The sequence below is a fragment of the Stenotrophomonas sp. YJH_SMC_69 genome, from assembly GCF_059370495.1.
In genome coordinates this window covers 597,649-615,135 of record NZ_JCAFTS010000001.1, presented here as the reverse complement: position 1 = coordinate 615,135, position 17,487 = coordinate 597,649, and the positions used below count along the sequence as shown (strand labels likewise).

Genomic DNA, 17,487 nt, shown 5'->3' with positions numbered 1-17,487 from the left:
CGTTGCTTGGCAACGGGCTCTGACCCTGGTTCTGCTCTGGCAGGTGTCGACCTTGGTCGACACGGTGGGTGCGGAAAATTCTTGCCCATGAAAAAGCCCGCCTGATACGGCGGGCTTTTTCGTTTGCAACCTTGGCGTGGCGATCAGGTCCAGCCGAACAGCTCGAACAGCTTCAGGATCAGGTACGCACAGCCACCGGCCGCCGGGATGGTCAGGATCCAGGCCCAGACGATGCGCTCGATCACGCCGAACTTCAGCGAGCGCGGGTTCTTGGCGAAGCCGACGCCCATGATCGCGGTGGAGATGCTGTGCGTGGTCGAGACCGGCATGCCGAAGTGGGCCGCCAGGGTCAGGATGGTTGCCGAGCTGGTCTCCGCGGCGAAGCCGTGGATCGGGTGCAGCTTGACCATCTTGTGGCCCAGGGTCTTGATGATCTTCCAGCCGCCCGAAGCGGTACCGGCCGCCATCACCACCGCGCAGGTCAGCACGATCCACATCGCGATGCCATCACCGGCATGCGCGTCCGGGTGCATGAAGGCCAGCCAGGACGGCAGGTCGTTCAATGCGCCGGTGGCTTCGGCACCGATCAGGGTCATGGCGATGATGCCCATGGTCTTCTGCGCGTCGTTGTGGCCGTGGGCGAAGCCCATGTAGGCCGCCGAGGCGATCTGCGCCTTGCCGAAGAAGGCGTTGACGATGCGCGGACGCGCCAGGCGGCCGATGGCACCACCGATCTTGGCCAGGCCGGCGATCAGCGCCCACAGCAGCACCATCACCACGATGCCGAGCAGGAAACCGGCGATCGGCGAGGTGATCATCGGCACGAACACCTTCCACAGCAGGCCCTTGTTCTGCGCCCAGCTGCCCAGGCGCTCGGACCAGATCAGCGCGTCCCAGTTGTTGTGGGCGGCAGCCAGGCCGGCGCCGCAGAGGCCACCGATCAGGGCGTGCGAGGACGAGGACGGCAGGCCCTTCCACCAGGTGATCAGGTTCCAGATGATGCCGCCCAGCAGGGCGCACAGGATCACCTGCGGGGTGACCTCGACCACGTTGGTGTTGAGCAGGCCCGAGGCGATGGTCAGCGCCACCGCGGTACCGGTCAGTGCACCGATGAGGTTCATGAAGGCGGCCAGCATCACCGCCCAGCCGGGCGAGAGCACCTTGGTCGCCACCACGGTGGCAATGGAGTTGGCAGTGTCGTGGAAGCCGTTGATGAACTCGAAGACGAGCGCGGCCAGGATCACCACCAGGACAAGGGTCAACATGCGGCGGCGTCCGTCAGCTGTTCTTCAACACGATCTGGTACGCCACCACGCCAGCCTCGCGGCAGCGGTCGATGGCCTTTTCCAGGATCTCGAAGAATTCCTTCAGCAGGAACATCTGCAGGTTGTCCAGACGGCCCGAATAGATGTCGCGGTACAGCTCGAGCATCAGGCGGTCGGCCTCGTTCTCCAGCGAGCGCAGCTTCTCGTTGAGCGCGGTCATCCGGTCCAGGTTCATGTGGCGCAGATCGGCCACCATCTCCACCACCACGCCGGCGGCCTGTTCGAGCATCGCCGCGCGCGGCGCGAAGTCGATGTGCTCCAGGTGCGTCGTGGCCAGCGAATAGCGGTCGGCGAACTTCTCGATCTGCTTGGGAATCTTGTACAGCGCCGAGCCCAGCGCTTCGATGTCTTCGCGCTCGATCGGGGTCATGAAGCTGTCCACCAGCGCCTGGCTGATCTTGTCCGAGGCCGCGCGTTCGCGCAGGCGGGCCAGCTTGAAGGCGTCCAGCGCGGGCTGGCGGTCGGCCTCGCGCAGCATGGAATGCAGCGCCTTGGCGGCGTCGGAAGCCGCGACGGCAGCCTCATCGAGCAGGGTGTAGAACTGTTTGCCGGAACCGAAAATGGTCTGCAGAGAGAACATTGAGAAACCTGTCAGCCGTCGCGGGAAGGACGGCACCAGATGGAATTATGACGGCTAGATGACCATCACGGGTATCCCCGCCCCCTTTCGAGGCCTTGGAACCCCCAACCTGAACAGGCGGTTGCCACCCTGCCATGCCCCTTTGCTAAGATGCCAGCGCGCCTTCGGGCGCACCTTATGGACGACGACCCTTATCCCCCTGCGCCGCGCCGGATCCCGTTCCTGAGCGCCTGCCGCCATCGCCAGCACCCGCCCTCCCTGCCACCAACCGGGGACGACGCCCGTGTTTGAAATGATCCTGATTGTCTTCGCGCTTGTTCTGCTGAACGGCTTCTTCGCCATGTCCGAGATGTCGGTCATGACCTCGCGCAAGAGCCGCCTGAAGCAGATGGCTGCCACCTCCAAGCGCGCGGCCAAGGCGCTGGAGCTGTCCGAGAAGCCGGAGAGCTTCCTGTCCACCGTGCAGATCGGCATCACCGTGATCGGCGTGCTGACCGGCTACCTCGGCGGTGAGGCGCTGGGCGAGGCCTTCGCCGGCTGGATCCAGGGGCTGATGCCGGGGTTTGCGTACGCGGGCAACATCGGTACCGCACTGGCCGTCAGCCTGATCACCTTCATCACGCTGATCTTCGGCGAACTGGTGCCCAAGCGCCTGGCGCTGACCCGCTCGGAGGCCATTGCCGGCCTGGTCGCGATGCCGATGAGCTGGCTGGCCAAGCTGGCCCTGCCCTTCGTCTGGCTGCTGTCCAGGACCACCCAGCTGGTGCTGCGCCTGTTCGGCCTGGGCAAGGACGAAGTCGCCTCGGTGACTGAAGAAGAGATCCGCATGCTGGTGGCCGAGAGCCACGAAGCCGGTGTGATCGACGCCCACGAGCGTGACATGATGAACCGCGTCATGCGCCTGGGCGACCGCACCGCCGACAGCCTGATGACCCCGCGCAACCGCATTGCCTGGCTGGACACCCAGGCCGGGCTGGAGCGCAACCTGGAAATCATGGCCGAGCACGAGTTCTCGCGGTACCCGGTGTACCGCGACAACGACATGGACGTGGTCGGCGTACTTGAATTGAAATCGCTGGCCACGCGCATGGCACGCGGCGACAACGCGCTGTTCCAGACCCTGCGCGAACCGCTCTACGTGTCCGAATCGACCCACGCGATGAAGCTGCTGGAGATCTTCCGCGAGGAACAGCAGTCGATGGCGCTGGTGGTGGACGAGTACGGCGAGATCCAGGGCCTGGTGACCATCAGCGACCTGATGGGCGCCGTGGTCGGCCGCCTGCAGGCGGTGGAGAATGCCGATGAAGATGCGCTGGTGGTGACCCGCGAGGACGGTTCGCTGCTGGTGGATGGCTCGCTGCCGATCGAAGACCTGCGCGAGCTGATCGGCAGCAACGAGCTGCCCGATGCCGAGGACGGCGATTACTACACCCTGGCCGGCATGTGCATCCACTACTTCGGCCGCATCCCGCACGCAGGCGAGTACTTCGACTGGGCCGGCTGGCGCTTCGAAGTGGTCGACCTGGACGGTGCGCGGGTGGACAAGTTGCTGCTGCGCACGCTGTCCGACGAGCAGGCCGATGAGCTCACCGCCTGAGGCCGGCCAGGGTCCAGGCGCCGAGCGCCCGGCCTACCGCAACGAGGGCATCCGCACCCTGCTGGAGATGTTCGCTTCCGGCGACCCCGCCGAGCACATGCCGCTCGGCCAGATCCTGAGCAACCTGCAGCAGAGCGCGTTCGGCGTGTTCCTGTTCGTGGCGATCCTGCCCTCGTTCATCCCGATCCCGGGCATGGGTGGCGCGGTCAGCGGCCCGCTGGTGATCCTGATCGGCCTGCAGATGCTGTTCTGCCTGCGCCGGCCGTGGCTGCCCGGCTTCATTGCCCGCCGCGGACCCAAGCGCGGCACCATGCACCGTTTCCTGGACCGCATCGACCGCCCACTGCGGCGCCTGGACAGGATGCTGAGGCCACGCCTGCCGCAGCTGTTGACACCCCTCCCCGCCCACGCCTTCAGCGGCCTGCTGCTGGTGCTGCTGGGCCTGCTGCTGTCGTTGCCGATCCCCTTCACCAATTTCCTGTTCGGCTTCCAGCTGCTGCTGTTCTCGCTGGCGCTGCTGGAACGCGATGGCGCGCTGATGCTGTTCAACTGGATCGCCGCGTTGGCGGCGATCGCGTTCTTCGGCTTCAGTTCGGGACAGCTGGTGGGCTACACGGTGGACCTGTTCCAGCGCTGGTTCTGAGCCGGAATCCGGTAGCGCCGGCCGCTGGCCGGCTGCCACGTTTCCAGGTCTGCCGGCCAGCGTCCGGCACTACCAATACCGGATATCGATCCTCACCGAAGATCGATGAAGCCATTGTCGGCCAACTGCGCCGGCTCGTCCTGCACCGCCGACAGCACGAAATTCAACGCCTTGCCCAGCAGCGTGCCCGGACCATCCCAATACTCGGCCGAGTCGGCCCGCACGTGGATCAGGCGCAGGTTCGGGTCGTCCTTGCCGCCCGGGAAAAACAGTTTCATCGCCGGCGACCACAGTTCCTCGATCTTCGCACGGTCATCAACGATGCGCGCGCGCCCTGCCACCGATACGTAGGTGTTCTTCGACGGCGAGGCATAGGCCACGTTGACGTGCGGATCAAGCGCGATCTCGGCAACCTTCGGGCTGTCGGCGGTGATGACGAACCACAGGTCACCGTCGAAGGTGACCTGCTGGGTGGCCAGCGGCCGGCTGTAGAGTCGTCCGTCGACGCCGGTGGTGGTGAACATCGCCACCTCCACGTCCTTGATCAGTTCTGCCAGCTGGGCGATGTGTTCGGCGCGGGTATCCGCCATGGGAGGCTCCAATGGGAAGAGCCCCCATCAGACCCGTCGCGGCTGCAACGGGCCGTGACGCCATTGTTCAGCCCGCGTGGCGGGCATGCCAGGCCTGCATCGCCAGTTCGAACGAACGCAGGCGCGCACGGTGGTCATGCAGGTTGGCGGTGAGCATCAGCTCGTCCGGCGAGTGACGCTCAACGAACGCGGCGATGCCATCGGCCACCTGCTGCGGATCGCCGAGCACGGTGCAGGCCAGGGCCCGCTCTACGCCGAGTTTTTCGTGCGGCTCCCAGAAGGCTTCGATGTCGTCGATCGGCGCCGGAATCTTGCCCGGCCGGCCGCGGCGCAGGTTGACGAAACTCTGCTGCTGGCTGGTGAACAGGCGGCGCGATTCGGCCTCGCTGTCACTGGCGACGACATTCAGGGCCAGCATCGCGTGCGGCTGCTTCAACGTGGCCGAGGGGCGGAACTCGCGGCGGTACACCGCCAGCGCCTCGTCCATGGCATCGGGCGCAAAGTGCGAGGCAAACGCATAGGGCAGGCCCATCGCGGCGGCCATGCGCGCGCCGAACAGGCTGGACCCCAGGATCCAGGTCGGCACCCGCAGGCCACCGCCCGGAACCGCCTGCACCGCCTGCCCGGGCTGTACCGGCTCGAAGTAGTGCAGCAGTTCGCGCACGTCCTGCGGGAACTGGTCGGCGCTGTCGAAGTAGCGGCGCAGTGCACGCGCGGTGGGCTGATCGGTGCCCGGCGCACGGCCGAGGCCGAGATCGATGCGGTCCGGATACAGCGAAGCCAGCGTGCCGAACTGCTCGGCCACCTGCAGCGGCGCATGGTTGGGCAGCATGATGCCGCCGGCACCGACGCGGATACGCCGGGTGCCGCCCGCGACGTGGCCGATCAGCACGGCCGTGGCCGCGCTGGCGATGCCGGGCATGTTGTGGTGTTCGGCCAGCCAGTAACGGCGGTAGCCCAGCGCATCGGCGTGCTGGGCCAGTTCCAGCATGTTGGCGAAGGCGGCGGTGGTGTCACTGCCCTCGCAGACCGGGGCCAGGTCAAGGATCGACAACGGGATCATCAGCGGTTTTCCGTCTCAGGATCTCCCCTGCATGGGGTCGGCCAGGCGCAGCGGCCAGTGACGGTGGCGGGATGCTGATTCCCGCGGAGCCGGTTCAGGGCCTGCCGGACCGTGTACAGCCGAGCCCATGCTCGGCTGCTGTTGATCAACAAAAGGCAGCCGAGCATGGGCTCGGCTCTACAGAAGCGTGTCAGAACGCGCTGGGGCGCGGCTCCGGCAGCGGCTGGTCGACCATCGGCTTCAGTTCGGCATCCAGCGCCACGCGCTCGTCGAACACGAAACAGCGGCCTTCATAACCTTCGCCGCCGACCTCCTCGAAGTAGCCGAGGATGCCGCCATCGAGCTGCAGCACGTTGTCCATGCCATCGTTGGCCATCCACAGTGCGGCCTTCTCGCAGCGGATGCCGCCGGTGCAGAAACTGACCACGGTGCTGTCCTTCAGCGCCTCGCGATGCGGCGCCAGCGCCTCGGGCAGGTCGGTGAACTTGTGGATGGGCAGTACCAGCGCATCCTTGAACGTGCCGTACTCCACTTCCTGCAGGTTGCGGGTATCGAGCATCACCACCGGCTTGCCGGCGTCATCGTGGCCCTGCCGCAGCCAGCGCTGCACGGTGGCCGGATCGACCGCCGGTGCACGCGGATAGTCCAGCGGCTGGCCGTCATCGCGGCGGAAGCTGATGATCTCGTCCTTCACCTTGGCCTTCAGCCGCGCGAACGGCTGGTGCTCGCTCAGGCTGGTCTTGACCCGCATCCCGGCGAAACGCGCATCGGCATGCAGCGCGGCGTAGAAATCCTCGACCGCCTCCGGCTCACCGGCCAGGAACAGGTTCAGTCCCTCGCCCGCCACCAGAATCGTGCCCCGCAACCCGGCCGCCTGGGCACGCGACAGCAGCTGGTCGCACAGGGCCTGGGGGGCGTCGATGACGGCGAAATGGTAGGCAGCGGTGTTGGCGATCATCCTGCCATTTTAGCGCCTCCCGCCCGCACAGACAGATTCAGGGGTCAGAGCCCTCTGCGCAGCAGAGGGATCCGACCCCAAGCCCGGCAGACACCCGGAATCTGTCAGAGGCGGGGCGGTGTGGGCAGGCGGGACCGTTGGCGCCATGGATGGCGCCATCGAGCCCCCAAGGATGGGTTTACGGCGTGTCCCGCCTGCCGACACCGCCCTGCCCGCAACGGATTGCCTGCCGTTGCTGTTGCTGTTGCTGTTGCCGGCCAGCGGCCGGCACTACCGCGGGTGCCGGGTGCAACCCGGCCGCGCCCCCTACCCCCGCAACAGCATGAACGGCAGCAGCACCAGCGCCGCCGCAGCGGCCATGCCCAGCAGCACCAGCACCACGAACACCGGCCGCCGCCGGAACAGGCTGCCAAAGGTCTCCGCCGTGCCATCCCGCAACGCCTGCTCACGCTCGGCCCGCACGCGCGCACCGCGCGCCGCCTGGTACCCGGCCATCAGCGCCTTCGCGCGCGGATGATCGGCGTCCTCGCGCAGCCACAGGCCACCGTTGGAAATGCCCCAGGGGCTGGGTTCGGTGCGGTACCAGGCGATGCCGTGCTGGTCGAGCAGCGTGCAGACATCGGCATATTCGTCGTCGCCGACATTGCGCAGATTGAGCAGGAGTTTTGCCATGCCGCCATGATACCCGGCGCCGATGCGCTACCCTTGCCGCCCTCGCCCTGCGCCCTTCTGGAGACGCCCGATGCGCCGCCTGCTGCTTCCCCTGCTGCTGTCCCTCGCCGCCGCTGGCTGCTCGAGCGAGCCCTCCGGTCCGCCGCCAGGCGGCACCCTGACCACCTTCGAGCGCATCGATACCGTCGCTGGCACCGGCACCGAAGCCGTTCCCGGCAGCAAGGTCACCGTGCACTACACCGGCTGGATCTACGACAACCGCACCGAAACCAAGCACGGCAAGACCTTCGACAGCTCCTTCAAGCACGGCCAGCCGTTCACCTTCGCGCTCGGCGCCGGCCAGGTCATCCGCGGCTGGGATGAGGGCGTAGCCGGCATGAAGGTCGGCGGCAAGCGCACGCTGATGATCCCGCCGGATTACGGCTACGGCGACCGCCGGGTCGGGCCGATTCCGGCCGGTTCGTCGCTGGTGTTCGATGTCGAGCTGCTCGATGTCAAGCCGTAATACCGCATTGCCCCATCGGGTCGCCGTCATCGGCGGTGGCCCGGCCGGCCTGTTCGCCGCCGAGCGCCTGCGCGCCGCGGGGCTGGACGTGGACCTGTACGAGGCCAAGGGCTCACCCGGCCGCAAGTTCCTGATCGCCGGCAAGGGCGGTCTCAACCTCACCCATTCCGATCCGCGGCCGCTGTTCGACAGCCGCTACCGCGAGCAATCCACGGCCGTGGGCCGCTGGCTGGATGGCTTCGATGCGCAGGCATTGCGCGACTGGGCTGCCGGCCTTGGCGTGGAGACCTATGTGGGCAGCTCCGGCCGCGTGTTTCCGGTCGACCGCAAGGCTGCGCCGCTGCTGCGCGGCTGGGTGCGCAGACTGAAGGAACAGGGCGTGCGCCTGCATGCCAACCACCGCTGGATCGGCTGGGGCAACGACGGCGCGCTGCGCTTCGCCACCGAAGCCGGCGAGATCGATGTCCACGCCGATGCCAGCGTGTTGGCGATGGGTGGCGGCAGCTGGCCGCAGCTGGGCAGTGATGGCGCCTGGGTCGCCCCCTTGCAGGCACGAGGCGTGGACATTGCGCCGCTGCAATCGGCCAACTGCGGCTTCGACATCGACTGGACGCCGTTCTTCGCCCAGCGCAATGCAGGCGCACCGTTGAAGCCGGTGGTCGCGCACTGGCTCGACCTGGCCGGACAACCGCAGTCGCTGCAGGGCGAATGCGTAGCCAGCGAGTACGGCATCGAAGGCAGCCTGATCTACGCGCTGGCCGCAGACCTGCGCGAGACCATCAACCGTGATGGCCATGCCATGCTGTGGCTGGACCTGGTACCGGGACGCGATGAAGCACGCCTGCTGGCCGATCTTTCGCGGCCGCGCAAGGGTCGCAGTTTTGGTGAGCATCTGCGCCGCCAGGCCGGCCTGGATGCGGTGAAGGCCACCCTGGTGTTCGAGATCCTTGGCAAGGATGCGGGCCACGACCTGCCTGCCGTGGCTACCACGCTCAAGCGCCTGCCGTTGCGCCTTCTGCGTCCACGGCCGATGGCCGAGGTGATCAGCACTGCCGGCGGCGTGCGCCGGGATGCGCTGGATGATGGCCTGATGCTGCGGGCAGCACCCGGCGTATTCTGTGCCGGCGAGATGCTGGACTGGGAGGCCCCCACGGGGGGCTACCTGCTGACGGCGTGCTATGCCAGTGGCCTGCGCGCCGCCGAGGGCGTGATCGGGTGGCTGGCTGGGCGGTGACGCCCGCATTGTGGAGTCGAGCCATGCTCGACGGCCTTTGATTCAGGCGATGAAGCAGTCGAGCATGGCTCGACTCTGCAATCCCCGGCGCTCACCATGGTCTGCGCATGCTGACCGAGGCCAGCGCCACGCCGCTGGGATGCGGGTAGGCTTCCTCCCGCACGGCAATGAATCCCTGCCGTTGGTAGAACGGCACCGCATTGAGCGAGGCTGACAGCACCACCTCACGCTCACGATCGGCCATCGCCAGCAGACGCTGCATCAGCGCCTGGCCGATGCCCGTGCCGCCACGATCCGGATCGACGAACAGCGCATCGACTTCATTGGCGTCGGTATCAAACACGCCGAACCCGAGCAGGACACCCTGCCCGTCCTCGGCCACCACGCAGCCTCCCTGCCCCAGCAGCCGTGCGTACTGCGACGGCGGCGGCGAAGCAGACCACGGATCGATCACCTCCGCCGGGTAGTGGCTGCTGCACGTCTCGCGAACGCAACGCGTGCGCAGTGCCCACAGCATGGCGACATCGTCGATGGTGCCGGTCCTGAACCGCATGACATCCCCCTGTAGGGCCGAGCCCATGCTCGGCTCGGCTGTTCTTCGTTCCAACATCGCGATGAGAGAAGCAGCCGAGCATGGGCTCGGCTCTACAGCAACACATTATCGCGACTTGCTGGCGCGCAGCGCCTGGATCTTCGGCGGCGGCTGGAACGAATCGCTGCGTGCATCGGCCCAGAATGCATGGAACACCGCATGATCCGGCACCTTGTGCAGCAGCTCGCCCGGTTCCAGGTAGCGGTACAGCGACGCCAGCGAGCGGATCTCGACAGGCGAAACACGACGCAGGATGTGCTCCGGCCCCAGTTCGGCCGGATCGTTCAGGCCGGCCGCACACAACAGCTCCTTCAGGGCGTGCAGCGTGTGCTCGTGGTAGCTGTACACGCGGGTGGCCTTGTCCGGTGCATCCAGGTGCTTCCAGCGCGCCCGGTCCTGGGTGGCAATGCCGGTCGGGCACTTGTCGGTGTGGCAGCTCAGCGACTGGATGCAGCCCAGCGCGAACATGAAGCCACGGCCGGCATTGCACCAGTCGGCACCCAGCGCGATGGTGCGCGCGATGTCGAAGGCGCTGGTGATCTTGCCCGCCGCGCCGATGCGGATCCGCTCGCGAAGGTCCAGGCCGACCAGCGTGTTGTGCACCAGCAGCAGTGCTTCGTGCATCGGCACGCCGACATGGTCGACGAACTCCGCCGGTGCTGCGCCAGTACCGCCTTCGGCACCGTCGACCACGATGAAGTCCGGCAGCAGGCCGGTTTCCTGCATCGCCTTGGCAATGCCGAACCACTCCCACGGGTGGCCGATGGCCAGCTTGAAACCGACCGGCTTGCCGCCGGACAGTTCGCGCAGACGGGCGACGAACTGCAGCAGTTCGACCGGCGTCGAGAACGCCGAGTGACGCGACGGCGATACGCAGTCCACGCCCATCGGCACGCCACGGGTGACCGAGATCTCAGCGGTCACCTTTGGCGCCGGCAGCACGCCGCCATGACCGGGCTTGGCGCCCTGCGACAGCTTGATCTCGATCATCCTGACCTGATCATGGGTGGCGTTGGCGACGAAGCGCTCTTCACTGAAACCGCCCTTTTCGTCACGGCAACCGAAGTAGCCCGAGCCGATCTCCCACACCAGATCGCCGCCCATCTCGCGGTGGTACGGCGAAATCGAACCTTCACCGGTGTCGTGGTAGAAGCCACCGCGCCGCGCGCCTTCGTTCAGTGCGCGGATCGCGTTGGCCGACAGCGAGCCGAAGCTCATCGCCGAAATATTGAACACGCTCGCCGAATACGGCTTTGCACAATTGGCGCCGATCAGCACGCGGAAATCGTGCTTGGCGATGGCGGTCGGCGCCAGCGAGTGGTTGATCCACTCGTAATCCACCGCGTAGGTGCTGCGCAGGGTGCCGAACGGCACCGTGTCCATCTCGTTCTTGGCCCGCTGGTAGATCAGTGCACGCTGCTGGCGCGAGAACGGCACGTCCTCCAGGTCGCTCTGCACGAAGTACTGGCGGATTTCCGGACCGATCGATTCCAGGCCGTAGCGGAAGTGCGCCATCACCGGATAGTTGCGGCGCAGCGTGCTGCGCTTCTGCAGCAGGTCCCAGGTCCCCAGAGCCACCATCGCGGCGGTCAGGCCGACGCCCCAGTACCAGGCCGGCCAGATCGTGGCCAACCACAGGCAGATGGGGAACATCAGGATGGCGAGCAGGTAGACGATATACCGGTGCATGGCGTTCCTTGGTTGCAACTGCCTGCGAGTCTACCGTGCTGCCCGCCGCCCGGGTTTACAGGCGATCGTCAACCACGTTGCGTGGCCAGGCCGATTTGACGTCGTAGACCAGGCCGCCCGGCGCCAGCAGCGACCGGATACCCGCCTCGTCCATCGCCTTGAAGCGGGCATGGGCAACCGCCAGCACCACCGCGTCATAGGCCCCTGCCACGGGTTCGGCCAGCCACTGCACGCCCTCAGCGGCCAATGCCGCCGGGCCGACCCAGGGATCACTGACCTCGACCTGAGCGCCGGCATCACGCAGGCGCTGCGCCAGCTCCAGCGCGCGGCTGTTGCGCAGGTCCGGGCAATCCTCCTTGAAGGTCACACCGAGCACCAGGATGCGCGACTGCACTGGTTCGCGGCCGCGTTCGGCCAGCATCGCCAGCACCCGCGACGCCACATGCTCACCGACGCGGTTGTTGACCTGCCGCGCGGTGTGGATCAGGTCCGGGTGGTAGCCCACGCTCTCGGACTTGTGCAGCAGGTAATACGGGTCCACGCCGATGCAATGGCCGCCGACCAGGCCCGGCCGGAATGGCAGGAAGTTCCACTTGCTGCCGGCGGCATCGAGCACATCCTGGGTATCGATGCCCAGCCTGTCGAAGATCAGCGCCAACTCATTGACCAGCGCGATGTTCACATCGCGCTGGATGTTCTCGACCACCTTGGCCGCCTCGGCCACGCGCATCGATGGCGCGGGGAACGTGCCGGCGGCAATGATGCGCTGGTACAGGCCATCGATCACCGCAGCCACTTCCGCTGTCGACCCCGAGGTGATCTTGCGGATGTCGGCCAGGCGCCGCTGGCGGTCACCGGGACTGACCCGCTCCGGGCTGTAGCCGCAGTAGAAGTCTTCGTTGAAGCGCAGGCCCGAGCCTTCTTCCAGCAGCGGCACGCAGACTTCTTCAGTGGTGCCGGGGTACACCGTGGATTCGTAGATCACCAGGTCACCCGCGCGCAGATGGCTGGCGATCAGCCGCGTCGCCGAACGCAACGGCTCCAGATCGGGCTGCTCATAGGCATCGATCGGCGTCGGCACGGTGACGATGTAGACGTTGCATGCATCAAGCAAGGCCGGATCGCTGCCGTACTGCAGCTGCCGAGCACTGGCCAGCTCGTCGGCCTCCACCTCCAGCGTATGGTCCTGGCCATCGCGCAGCTCGGCGATGCGATCGGCATCGATGTCGAAGCCCAGCGTCGGCCAGTGCCGACCGAAGGCCACCGCCAACGGCAGGCCGACGTAGCCCAGGCCGATCACCGCAAAACGCGGGGTCTCCGCTGCCGCAAGGGACGCGCTCACTGGCATGTCCCGCGCAACGGCATGCATGCCGCCATGGATTCGGCCGACCTGCTCATTCGCTGCACCACTCCGTGTAATTCCACGCCAGAAAGGCAACAGCGTAACGGCCCGGGCGCCTGCCCGCCAAGATGGGATCAGGAGCCCAGTGCGACCGCGGCCGGTTCCAGTTCGCCATCGGCGCCGGTCCAGGCCTGCCGCAGGCGCTCGAAGCCACCGCTGCCAAGCAGGAAGCCCGGCCACGCCGATTCAACGATCTGTGCCAGCAGCTCCGCATCAATGCGCCGGGTTCCCATCGACCAGCGCGGAAACGCCCGCTGCGCCACCGGCGCGCGGCACAGCACCTTTAGCTGGCCATGGCTGCGCGCATTGACGATGCGCTGGTACACCGAATCGATACCGTCCTCCGGGCCTTCCAGGTACTGCAGGAAACGGCTGCCATCGAACATCAGCACACCGGTGACACCGGCTACACGGTTGAATGCCGTGGCATCGGCCAGCAGGCGGTCAAGATCGGTTGTCTGCAGATCGGCGCGGGCCTCACTGGCATAGGCAATCGCGTGCAGCGACATCGTGCGGCTCCCCCCCTGGGAACGATGGTTGGGACTATGACATGAATGGGAGCGACAGTTAAACACGCTGCCGCCCCACGGCAATCCGGCTGCGATTCTGCAGCTGGGCTACAATCGGCGCCGCGCTGCAGGCCCGGATGGCGAAACTGGTAGACGCATCGGACTTAAAATCCGCCGGGGGCAACCCCATGCCGGTTCGATTCCGGCTCCGGGCACCAACCGCGCTGCGCGAGTACACCTTAGATTGCACGCGAGTAACGCGGCTGTTCATGCGCCGCGCGCAGGTAGGGGTCGAAACACATCGCCAGCAGCCGCAGCAGCGGCCGACCCGGCTCGCTGGCGCGCACTACACCGTCGCGGTATTCGGCCAGGCCGTCTTCCTGCAACCGCTGCACCGAACGCAGGTCCTCGGCGAAGTACTGCTCGAAATCGACGCCATGGCGCTGGCCCAGCACGGCACCGTCCACCTCGCCCTGGCACATCAGCTGCTGGATGAGTTCAGCGCGCAGCTGGTCGTCGGCGCTCAGTGCCACGCCGCGCCAGACCGGCAGCTGGCCCTGGTCCACCGCGTCCTCCCACGACGGCAGGTCGCGCGGATTCTGGCTGTAGGTGGCACCGATATGACTGATCGCACTCACGCCCAGGCCGAGCAGGTCGGTATCGGCGTGGGTGGTATAGCCCATGAAGTTGCGATGCAGCTGGCCGGCACGCTGCGCGCGCGACAGGTCCTCTTCCGGCAGCGCGAAGTGATCCATGCCGATGTACTGGTAACCCGCAGCAGAAAGCTTCTCCACCGCCAGGCCCAGCAGCGCCAGCTTGTCTTCCGGTGAAGGCAACCGGCGCTCGTCGATCTGCTTCTGCGCGCGGAACAGGTGTGGCAGGTGTGCGTAGCCATACACCGCCAGGCGATCCGGTCGCAATGCCAGCACTCGTTCCAGGGTGCGGCCGAATCCCTGCAGGCTCTGTCCAGGCAGCCCATAGATCAGGTCGACGTTGACAGAGCGCATGCCGCTGTCGCGGCAGGCATGCAGGATGTCCAGCGTCTGCTGCACGCCCTGTATGCGGTTGATCGATTCCTGCACATGCGGATCGAAATCCTGCACGCCCAGGCTGGCCCGGTTGAAGCCCAGCCGCGCCAGCATGGCGACATCGCGGGTATCGATGAAGCGCGGATCGAGTTCGATCGAGAAATCGCGCTGCGGCGAATCGCTGAAATCGAAGCGCCGGCGCAGCCCCTCCACCAGCGTGGTCATCGCCTCGGCCTCGAGGAAGTTCGGCGTACCACCGCCCAGATGCAGCTGGATGACCTCACGGCCGTCCTCGAACTGCGGCGCCAGCAGGTCGGCCTCGGCCAGCACGCGCGCGACGTAGCTGTGGCCCCGACCGCGGTCGCGGGTGATCACCCGGTTGCAGCCGCAGTAGAAGCAGGGGCTGGAGCAGAACGGCACATGCACGTACAGCGACAGCGCGCGCGCCAGCTGGTTGCTGTCGGCGATCGCCTGGCGCAGCGCCGGCGCGTCGAAGCCATCGTGGAAGTGCGGCGCGGTCGGATACGAGGTGTAGCGCGGCCCCGGCCGGTCATGCCGGCGCAGCAGGTCGGGGTCGAAGGTCCAGGCCAGGCCACCGGCGGCGGGAGAGAACGTGTCCATGCCGCCAGCATCGCGCCGGACGGCCATGACCGCCTTGACCCAGATCAATCGCGGGTGGGGATTCCCAGCACCGGCAGGCCCACCTGCGGCCAGCGCAGCATCTGGTAGCGCTTCCAGAAGGTGTCACCGATGCGCGCGGCGACGTCGTTGGCCAGCTCCTGCATCGGCGGGTTGCCGCACTCGGCGGTGGTGATCCGGAACAGCACCAGCCAGCGATCGAACAAGTCCTTGTCCAGCTCGATGGCCATGTGCTTGGACATCGGCGAGCCCTTGAAGCGGCGCGTGCCGCGCAGCATCGCCGACCAGAAATCGACCAGCTGCGCCAGATGTTCCGGCCAGTCGTGGACATGCGCCTGGAACACCGGCCCCAACCGCTCTTCCTCGCGCACGCGCGCATAGAAGTCGTGGACCAGGCGGGTCACTTCCTGCTCGGTGCACAGCCCGGGCGAGGCGACGGGCAGGACAGGTGGCGGTATTGCGTTCATCGGGGTACCCAAAGCGTGCCGGCAGTGTGCCGCAGCCGGCCGGCACCGCCGTTGATCCAGATCAATGTCGGCGCAGTCCGCTGCACCTAGGCTGCCACGATTGCAGGAAGCATGCCCTGCGGATGCTGCGCCGGCCTCGGCGGAGTATACGCGCCGCCCTCATTCCGATCCGGGACAGCATGAACAGACCCTCTCCCAGCCGCCGCCAGCGGCTGATCCAGCACTGGGGCGCCATCCTCTGGCCCAGCTTCATCGCTGCCGGCCTGGCCAGCGTGGTGTTCTTCGCCTTCGTCGACCCGCTGCGGTTGCAGGCGATCAGCTTCCCGGGCACGGCGATCAGCCGTGAACTGGGCTATACGGCAGGATTCTTCATGTTCTGGTCGGTGACCGCACTTTCCAGCGCGGTCACCTGGTACCTGCAGCGGCCCCTGCCGAGCGATGACGACGACGAGCTGCCGCTGGGATGAGTACGCCCTGTACCGGAACCGGAACCCCACGCCTCTGGCGTTGGCGCGGCGCGCTCAGCGCGCTCTTGCTGATTCTGTTCTATGCCCTGCCATGGCTGCGCTGGAATGGACACCAGGCCCTGCTGCTGGACATCAACGCACGGCGCTTCGACCTGTTCGGCTGGACGTTGTGGCCCGGCGATGTCGGCGTGCTGATCGGGTTGCTGGCGGTGCTGGCGGTGGGCCTTGCGCTGCTCACCCACCTCGCCGGCCGCATCTGGTGCGGTCATGCCTGCCCGCAGACGCTGTGGCGTCGTGCCTTCGACTGGATCGCGCACGGCATGGCCAAGGTCTTGCCAGTGCCAGCCGTGCGCGCGGCCACCCAGGTCGCCTGGGGGTTGCTGTCGCTGTGGACTGGCATCACCTTCGTCGGCCTGTTCAGCCCGATCGCCGGACTGCTGGCCGCCGCTCCGCATGCCGGCTGGAGCGGCTGGGAAACATTCTGGGTGCTGTTCTATGCCGCCGCCACCTGGGGCAATGCCGGCTTCCTGCGCGAGCAGGTGTGCCGTTCGCTGTGCCCGTTCGCGCGCATGCAACCACTGCTGATCGATCCACATACACCACGCATGCTGTACGACGCGCGCCGCGGCGAACCGCGCGGCATGCGCCCTCCGGGCATGGGGGGCGTGCTCGGACGCGGACGCGGCCTGCTCGACCCGACCACCGCACAGGACTACGTGTTCCGCGCCGCACATCCGCTGCTGGCCGGACCGATGCCCACCTTCAGCGCCGATCGCCTGGGCGACTGCACCGACTGCGCCGCGTGTGTCAGCGCCTGCCCGATGCAGCTGGACATCCGCCAGGGACCGCAGGCCGATTGCCTGGCCTGCGGCGCCTGCCTGGACGCCTGCTCGCGGCAGCAGCACCAGGCCGGTTTCGGCCCGGGGCTGGTGCGCTACTGCAGTCCGCAGGCCATGGCCGGGCAACCGCGGCAATGGTGGCGACCGCGGACCCTGGCACTGCTGTCAATGCTGCTGGCGCTGTTGGCCTGTGGCGCCTGGCGCCTGCTTTGAATCAACGGGTCAACGCGGCCCGTTGGCGTGCGGCGGCACCAGCTGCGCACGTCGGACGATGCCGAGCTGTTCGATGATCAGCGCCATTTCATTGGTGACTTCGGTACGCTCGGTCCCCTGCGGGACCAGGCGGTCCAGCACCTGCTGGTAGGTATCCCAGAACGCCGGACCGCATCCGTGTTTGTGATAACTGGCTTCCAGTTCGCGGCGTACCCGTTCAGCCAAGCCATGCATGCCGTATTCCATACGACCTCCGTTGGACTTGTTCTGCATCGTTGACGGTCTACCGACTCACTTGCGAGCTACTGAAAGACTCCCGGGCTTCACGCCCGGTTGATGCCAATTAGTCATAGATTTCACGACAGGTCAATTACATGCAGCGACTTTCGTGATCGAAATTATTAATCGTTCACGAAACCACATACGGGATGACAGGCTTCCCGGATGGGCCGGAGCCGACAACCTACCCGATTCC

Annotated in this window: 19 protein-coding genes and 1 tRNA gene; 7 read left to right on the top strand and 13 right to left on the bottom strand. The window is 66.7% G+C overall.

All coding sequences use genetic code 11. The features are described from left to right. Window positions 1-143: 143 nt before the first annotated feature. On the bottom strand, window positions 144-1,265 hold the full coding sequence (locus tag AC5P8F_RS02945; protein ID WP_014646691.1) for an inorganic phosphate transporter: 1,122 nt from the start codon (window positions 1,263-1,265) through the stop codon (window positions 144-146). A 13-nt stretch (window positions 1,266-1,278) separates the two neighbouring features. Beyond that, a complete protein-coding gene (locus tag AC5P8F_RS02940; protein ID WP_004152833.1) occupies window positions 1,279-1,905 on the bottom strand; it encodes a DUF47 domain-containing protein in 627 nt (208 codons plus the stop codon). Between the two features lie 292 nt (window positions 1,906-2,197). Between AC5P8F_RS02940 and AC5P8F_RS02935 the strand changes: the two genes are divergently transcribed. Both AC5P8F_RS02935 and AC5P8F_RS02930 read left to right on the top strand, forming a co-directional pair. Further along, window positions 2,198-3,502, top strand: a complete 1,305-nt coding sequence (locus AC5P8F_RS02935) for a hemolysin family protein (protein WP_041863295.1) — start codon at window positions 2,198-2,200, stop codon at window positions 3,500-3,502. Beyond that, window positions 3,486-4,145: an exopolysaccharide biosynthesis protein gene (locus AC5P8F_RS02930; protein ID WP_014646689.1), complete on the top strand. Its 660-nt coding sequence runs from the start codon at window positions 3,486-3,488 to the stop codon at window positions 4,143-4,145. Before AC5P8F_RS02935 ends, AC5P8F_RS02930 begins: the two co-directional genes overlap by 17 nt. A gap of 92 nt (window positions 4,146-4,237) precedes the next feature. Here the strand turns inward: AC5P8F_RS02930 and AC5P8F_RS02925 are convergent, their stop codons facing one another. From AC5P8F_RS02925 to AC5P8F_RS02910, 4 genes are all read right to left on the bottom strand, one after another. Next, window positions 4,238-4,735, bottom strand: a complete 498-nt coding sequence (locus AC5P8F_RS02925) for a pyridoxamine 5'-phosphate oxidase family protein (protein WP_014646688.1) — start codon at window positions 4,733-4,735, stop codon at window positions 4,238-4,240. Window positions 4,736-4,802: 67 nt separating this feature from the next. Then, a complete protein-coding gene (locus tag AC5P8F_RS02920) occupies window positions 4,803-5,798 on the bottom strand; it encodes an LLM class flavin-dependent oxidoreductase (protein WP_014646687.1) in 996 nt (331 codons plus the stop codon). 190 nt (window positions 5,799-5,988) lie between these two features. Then, window positions 5,989-6,756 (bottom strand): sulfurtransferase, encoded by a 768-nt coding sequence (locus tag AC5P8F_RS02915; protein ID WP_164077625.1) that lies wholly within the window; start codon window positions 6,754-6,756, stop codon window positions 5,989-5,991. Between the two features lie 306 nt (window positions 6,757-7,062). Continuing rightward, the gene (locus AC5P8F_RS02910; RefSeq protein ID WP_053494901.1) at window positions 7,063-7,428 is read right to left on the bottom strand and encodes a DUF6164 family protein; all 366 of its coding nucleotides are present in this window, start codon (window positions 7,426-7,428) and stop codon (window positions 7,063-7,065) included. A 70-nt stretch (window positions 7,429-7,498) separates the two neighbouring features. Here AC5P8F_RS02910 and AC5P8F_RS02905 point away from each other — a divergent pair, with 70 nt between their 5' ends. Continuing rightward, a complete protein-coding gene (locus AC5P8F_RS02905; protein ID WP_014646684.1) occupies window positions 7,499-7,933 on the top strand; it encodes an FKBP-type peptidyl-prolyl cis-trans isomerase in 435 nt (144 codons plus the stop codon). Next, a complete protein-coding gene (locus AC5P8F_RS02900) occupies window positions 7,920-9,167 on the top strand; it encodes a TIGR03862 family flavoprotein (RefSeq protein ID WP_495227593.1) in 1,248 nt (415 codons plus the stop codon). The genes AC5P8F_RS02905 and AC5P8F_RS02900 overlap by 14 nt, the downstream gene beginning before the upstream one ends. A gap of 91 nt (window positions 9,168-9,258) precedes the next feature. Here the strand turns inward: AC5P8F_RS02900 and AC5P8F_RS02895 are convergent, their stop codons facing one another. The 4 genes from AC5P8F_RS02895 to AC5P8F_RS02880 all read right to left on the bottom strand — a co-directional run bounded on the left by AC5P8F_RS02895 (window position 9,259) and on the right by AC5P8F_RS02880 (window position 13,359). After that, window positions 9,259-9,720, bottom strand: a complete 462-nt coding sequence (locus tag AC5P8F_RS02895; protein WP_032959291.1) for a GNAT family N-acetyltransferase — start codon at window positions 9,718-9,720, stop codon at window positions 9,259-9,261. Window positions 9,721-9,825: 105 nt separating this feature from the next. Beyond that, on the bottom strand, window positions 9,826-11,448 hold the full coding sequence (locus AC5P8F_RS02890) for an FMN-binding glutamate synthase family protein (RefSeq protein WP_014646681.1): 1,623 nt from the start codon (window positions 11,446-11,448) through the stop codon (window positions 9,826-9,828). Window positions 11,449-11,503: 55 nt separating this feature from the next. Beyond that, window positions 11,504-12,790, bottom strand: a complete 1,287-nt coding sequence (locus AC5P8F_RS02885; RefSeq protein ID WP_346601257.1) for a nucleotide sugar dehydrogenase — start codon at window positions 12,788-12,790, stop codon at window positions 11,504-11,506. Window positions 12,791-12,924: 134 nt separating this feature from the next. Continuing rightward, on the bottom strand, window positions 12,925-13,359 hold the full coding sequence (locus AC5P8F_RS02880) for a BLUF domain-containing protein (protein ID WP_014646679.1): 435 nt from the start codon (window positions 13,357-13,359) through the stop codon (window positions 12,925-12,927). A gap of 131 nt (window positions 13,360-13,490) precedes the next feature. On the opposite strand from AC5P8F_RS02880, the gene AC5P8F_RS02875 reads away from it, so the two are divergent. Continuing rightward, window positions 13,491-13,577: transfer RNA gene (locus tag AC5P8F_RS02875), tRNA-Leu, on the top strand. Between the two features lie 21 nt (window positions 13,578-13,598). Here the strand turns inward: AC5P8F_RS02875 and hemN are convergent. Both hemN and AC5P8F_RS02865 read right to left on the bottom strand, forming a co-directional pair. Further along, window positions 13,599-15,008: an oxygen-independent coproporphyrinogen III oxidase gene (gene hemN / locus AC5P8F_RS02870; protein WP_041864131.1), complete on the bottom strand. Its 1,410-nt coding sequence runs from the start codon at window positions 15,006-15,008 to the stop codon at window positions 13,599-13,601. 44 nt (window positions 15,009-15,052) lie between these two features. Then, a complete protein-coding gene (locus AC5P8F_RS02865) occupies window positions 15,053-15,493 on the bottom strand; it encodes a group III truncated hemoglobin (RefSeq protein ID WP_041863293.1) in 441 nt (146 codons plus the stop codon). A gap of 179 nt (window positions 15,494-15,672) precedes the next feature. Between AC5P8F_RS02865 and AC5P8F_RS02860 the strand changes: the two genes are divergently transcribed. Both AC5P8F_RS02860 and AC5P8F_RS02855 read left to right on the top strand, forming a co-directional pair. After that, window positions 15,673-15,960, top strand: coding sequence for a hypothetical protein (locus tag AC5P8F_RS02860; RefSeq protein WP_164167119.1), 288 nt, complete (start codon window positions 15,673-15,675; stop codon window positions 15,958-15,960). Beyond that, the gene (locus AC5P8F_RS02855; RefSeq protein WP_262224839.1) at window positions 15,957-17,012 is read left to right on the top strand and encodes a 4Fe-4S dicluster domain-containing protein; all 1,056 of its coding nucleotides are present in this window, start codon (window positions 15,957-15,959) and stop codon (window positions 17,010-17,012) included. Before AC5P8F_RS02860 ends, AC5P8F_RS02855 begins: the two co-directional genes overlap by 4 nt. Before the next feature lie 9 nt (window positions 17,013-17,021). On the opposite strand, the gene AC5P8F_RS02850 is transcribed toward AC5P8F_RS02855, so the two are convergent. Beyond that, window positions 17,022-17,258: a hypothetical protein gene (locus AC5P8F_RS02850; RefSeq protein WP_005416001.1), complete on the bottom strand. Its 237-nt coding sequence runs from the start codon at window positions 17,256-17,258 to the stop codon at window positions 17,022-17,024. Window positions 17,259-17,487 lie beyond the last annotated feature (229 nt).

Excerpts from the sequence above, each read along its gene's own strand:
- AC5P8F_RS02945 (WP_014646691.1), bottom strand. The coding sequence starts at position 1,265 with ATGTTGACCCTTGTCCTGGTGGTGATCCTGGCCGCGCTCGTCTTCGAG.
- AC5P8F_RS02940 (WP_004152833.1), bottom strand. The coding sequence starts at position 1,905 with ATGTTCTCTCTGCAGACCATTTTCGGTTCCGGCAAACAGTTCTACACC.
- AC5P8F_RS02935 (WP_041863295.1), top strand. The coding sequence starts at position 2,198 with ATGATCCTGATTGTCTTCGCGCTTGTTCTGCTGAACGGCTTCTTCGCC.
- AC5P8F_RS02930 (WP_014646689.1), top strand. The coding sequence starts at position 3,486 with ATGAGCTCACCGCCTGAGGCCGGCCAGGGTCCAGGCGCCGAGCGCCCG.
- AC5P8F_RS02925 (WP_014646688.1), bottom strand. The coding sequence starts at position 4,735 with ATGGCGGATACCCGCGCCGAACACATCGCCCAGCTGGCAGAACTGATC.
- AC5P8F_RS02920 (WP_014646687.1), bottom strand. The coding sequence starts at position 5,798 with ATGATCCCGTTGTCGATCCTTGACCTGGCCCCGGTCTGCGAGGGCAGT.
- AC5P8F_RS02915 (WP_164077625.1), bottom strand. The coding sequence starts at position 6,756 with ATGATCGCCAACACCGCTGCCTACCATTTCGCCGTCATCGACGCCCCC.
- AC5P8F_RS02910 (WP_053494901.1), bottom strand. The coding sequence starts at position 7,428 with ATGGCAAAACTCCTGCTCAATCTGCGCAATGTCGGCGACGACGAATAT.
- AC5P8F_RS02905 (WP_014646684.1), top strand. The coding sequence starts at position 7,499 with ATGCGCCGCCTGCTGCTTCCCCTGCTGCTGTCCCTCGCCGCCGCTGGC.
- AC5P8F_RS02900 (WP_495227593.1), top strand. The coding sequence starts at position 7,920 with ATGTCAAGCCGTAATACCGCATTGCCCCATCGGGTCGCCGTCATCGGC.
- AC5P8F_RS02895 (WP_032959291.1), bottom strand. The coding sequence starts at position 9,720 with ATGCGGTTCAGGACCGGCACCATCGACGATGTCGCCATGCTGTGGGCA.
- AC5P8F_RS02890 (WP_014646681.1), bottom strand. The coding sequence starts at position 11,448 with ATGCACCGGTATATCGTCTACCTGCTCGCCATCCTGATGTTCCCCATC.
- AC5P8F_RS02880 (WP_014646679.1), bottom strand. The coding sequence starts at position 13,359 with ATGTCGCTGCACGCGATTGCCTATGCCAGTGAGGCCCGCGCCGATCTG.
- hemN (WP_041864131.1), bottom strand. The coding sequence starts at position 15,008 with ATGGACACGTTCTCTCCCGCCGCCGGTGGCCTGGCCTGGACCTTCGAC.
- AC5P8F_RS02865 (WP_041863293.1), bottom strand. The coding sequence starts at position 15,493 with ATGAACGCAATACCGCCACCTGTCCTGCCCGTCGCCTCGCCCGGGCTG.
- AC5P8F_RS02860 (WP_164167119.1), top strand. The coding sequence starts at position 15,673 with ATGAACAGACCCTCTCCCAGCCGCCGCCAGCGGCTGATCCAGCACTGG.
- AC5P8F_RS02855 (WP_262224839.1), top strand. The coding sequence starts at position 15,957 with ATGAGTACGCCCTGTACCGGAACCGGAACCCCACGCCTCTGGCGTTGG.
- AC5P8F_RS02850 (WP_005416001.1), bottom strand. The coding sequence starts at position 17,258 with ATGGAATACGGCATGCATGGCTTGGCTGAACGGGTACGCCGCGAACTG.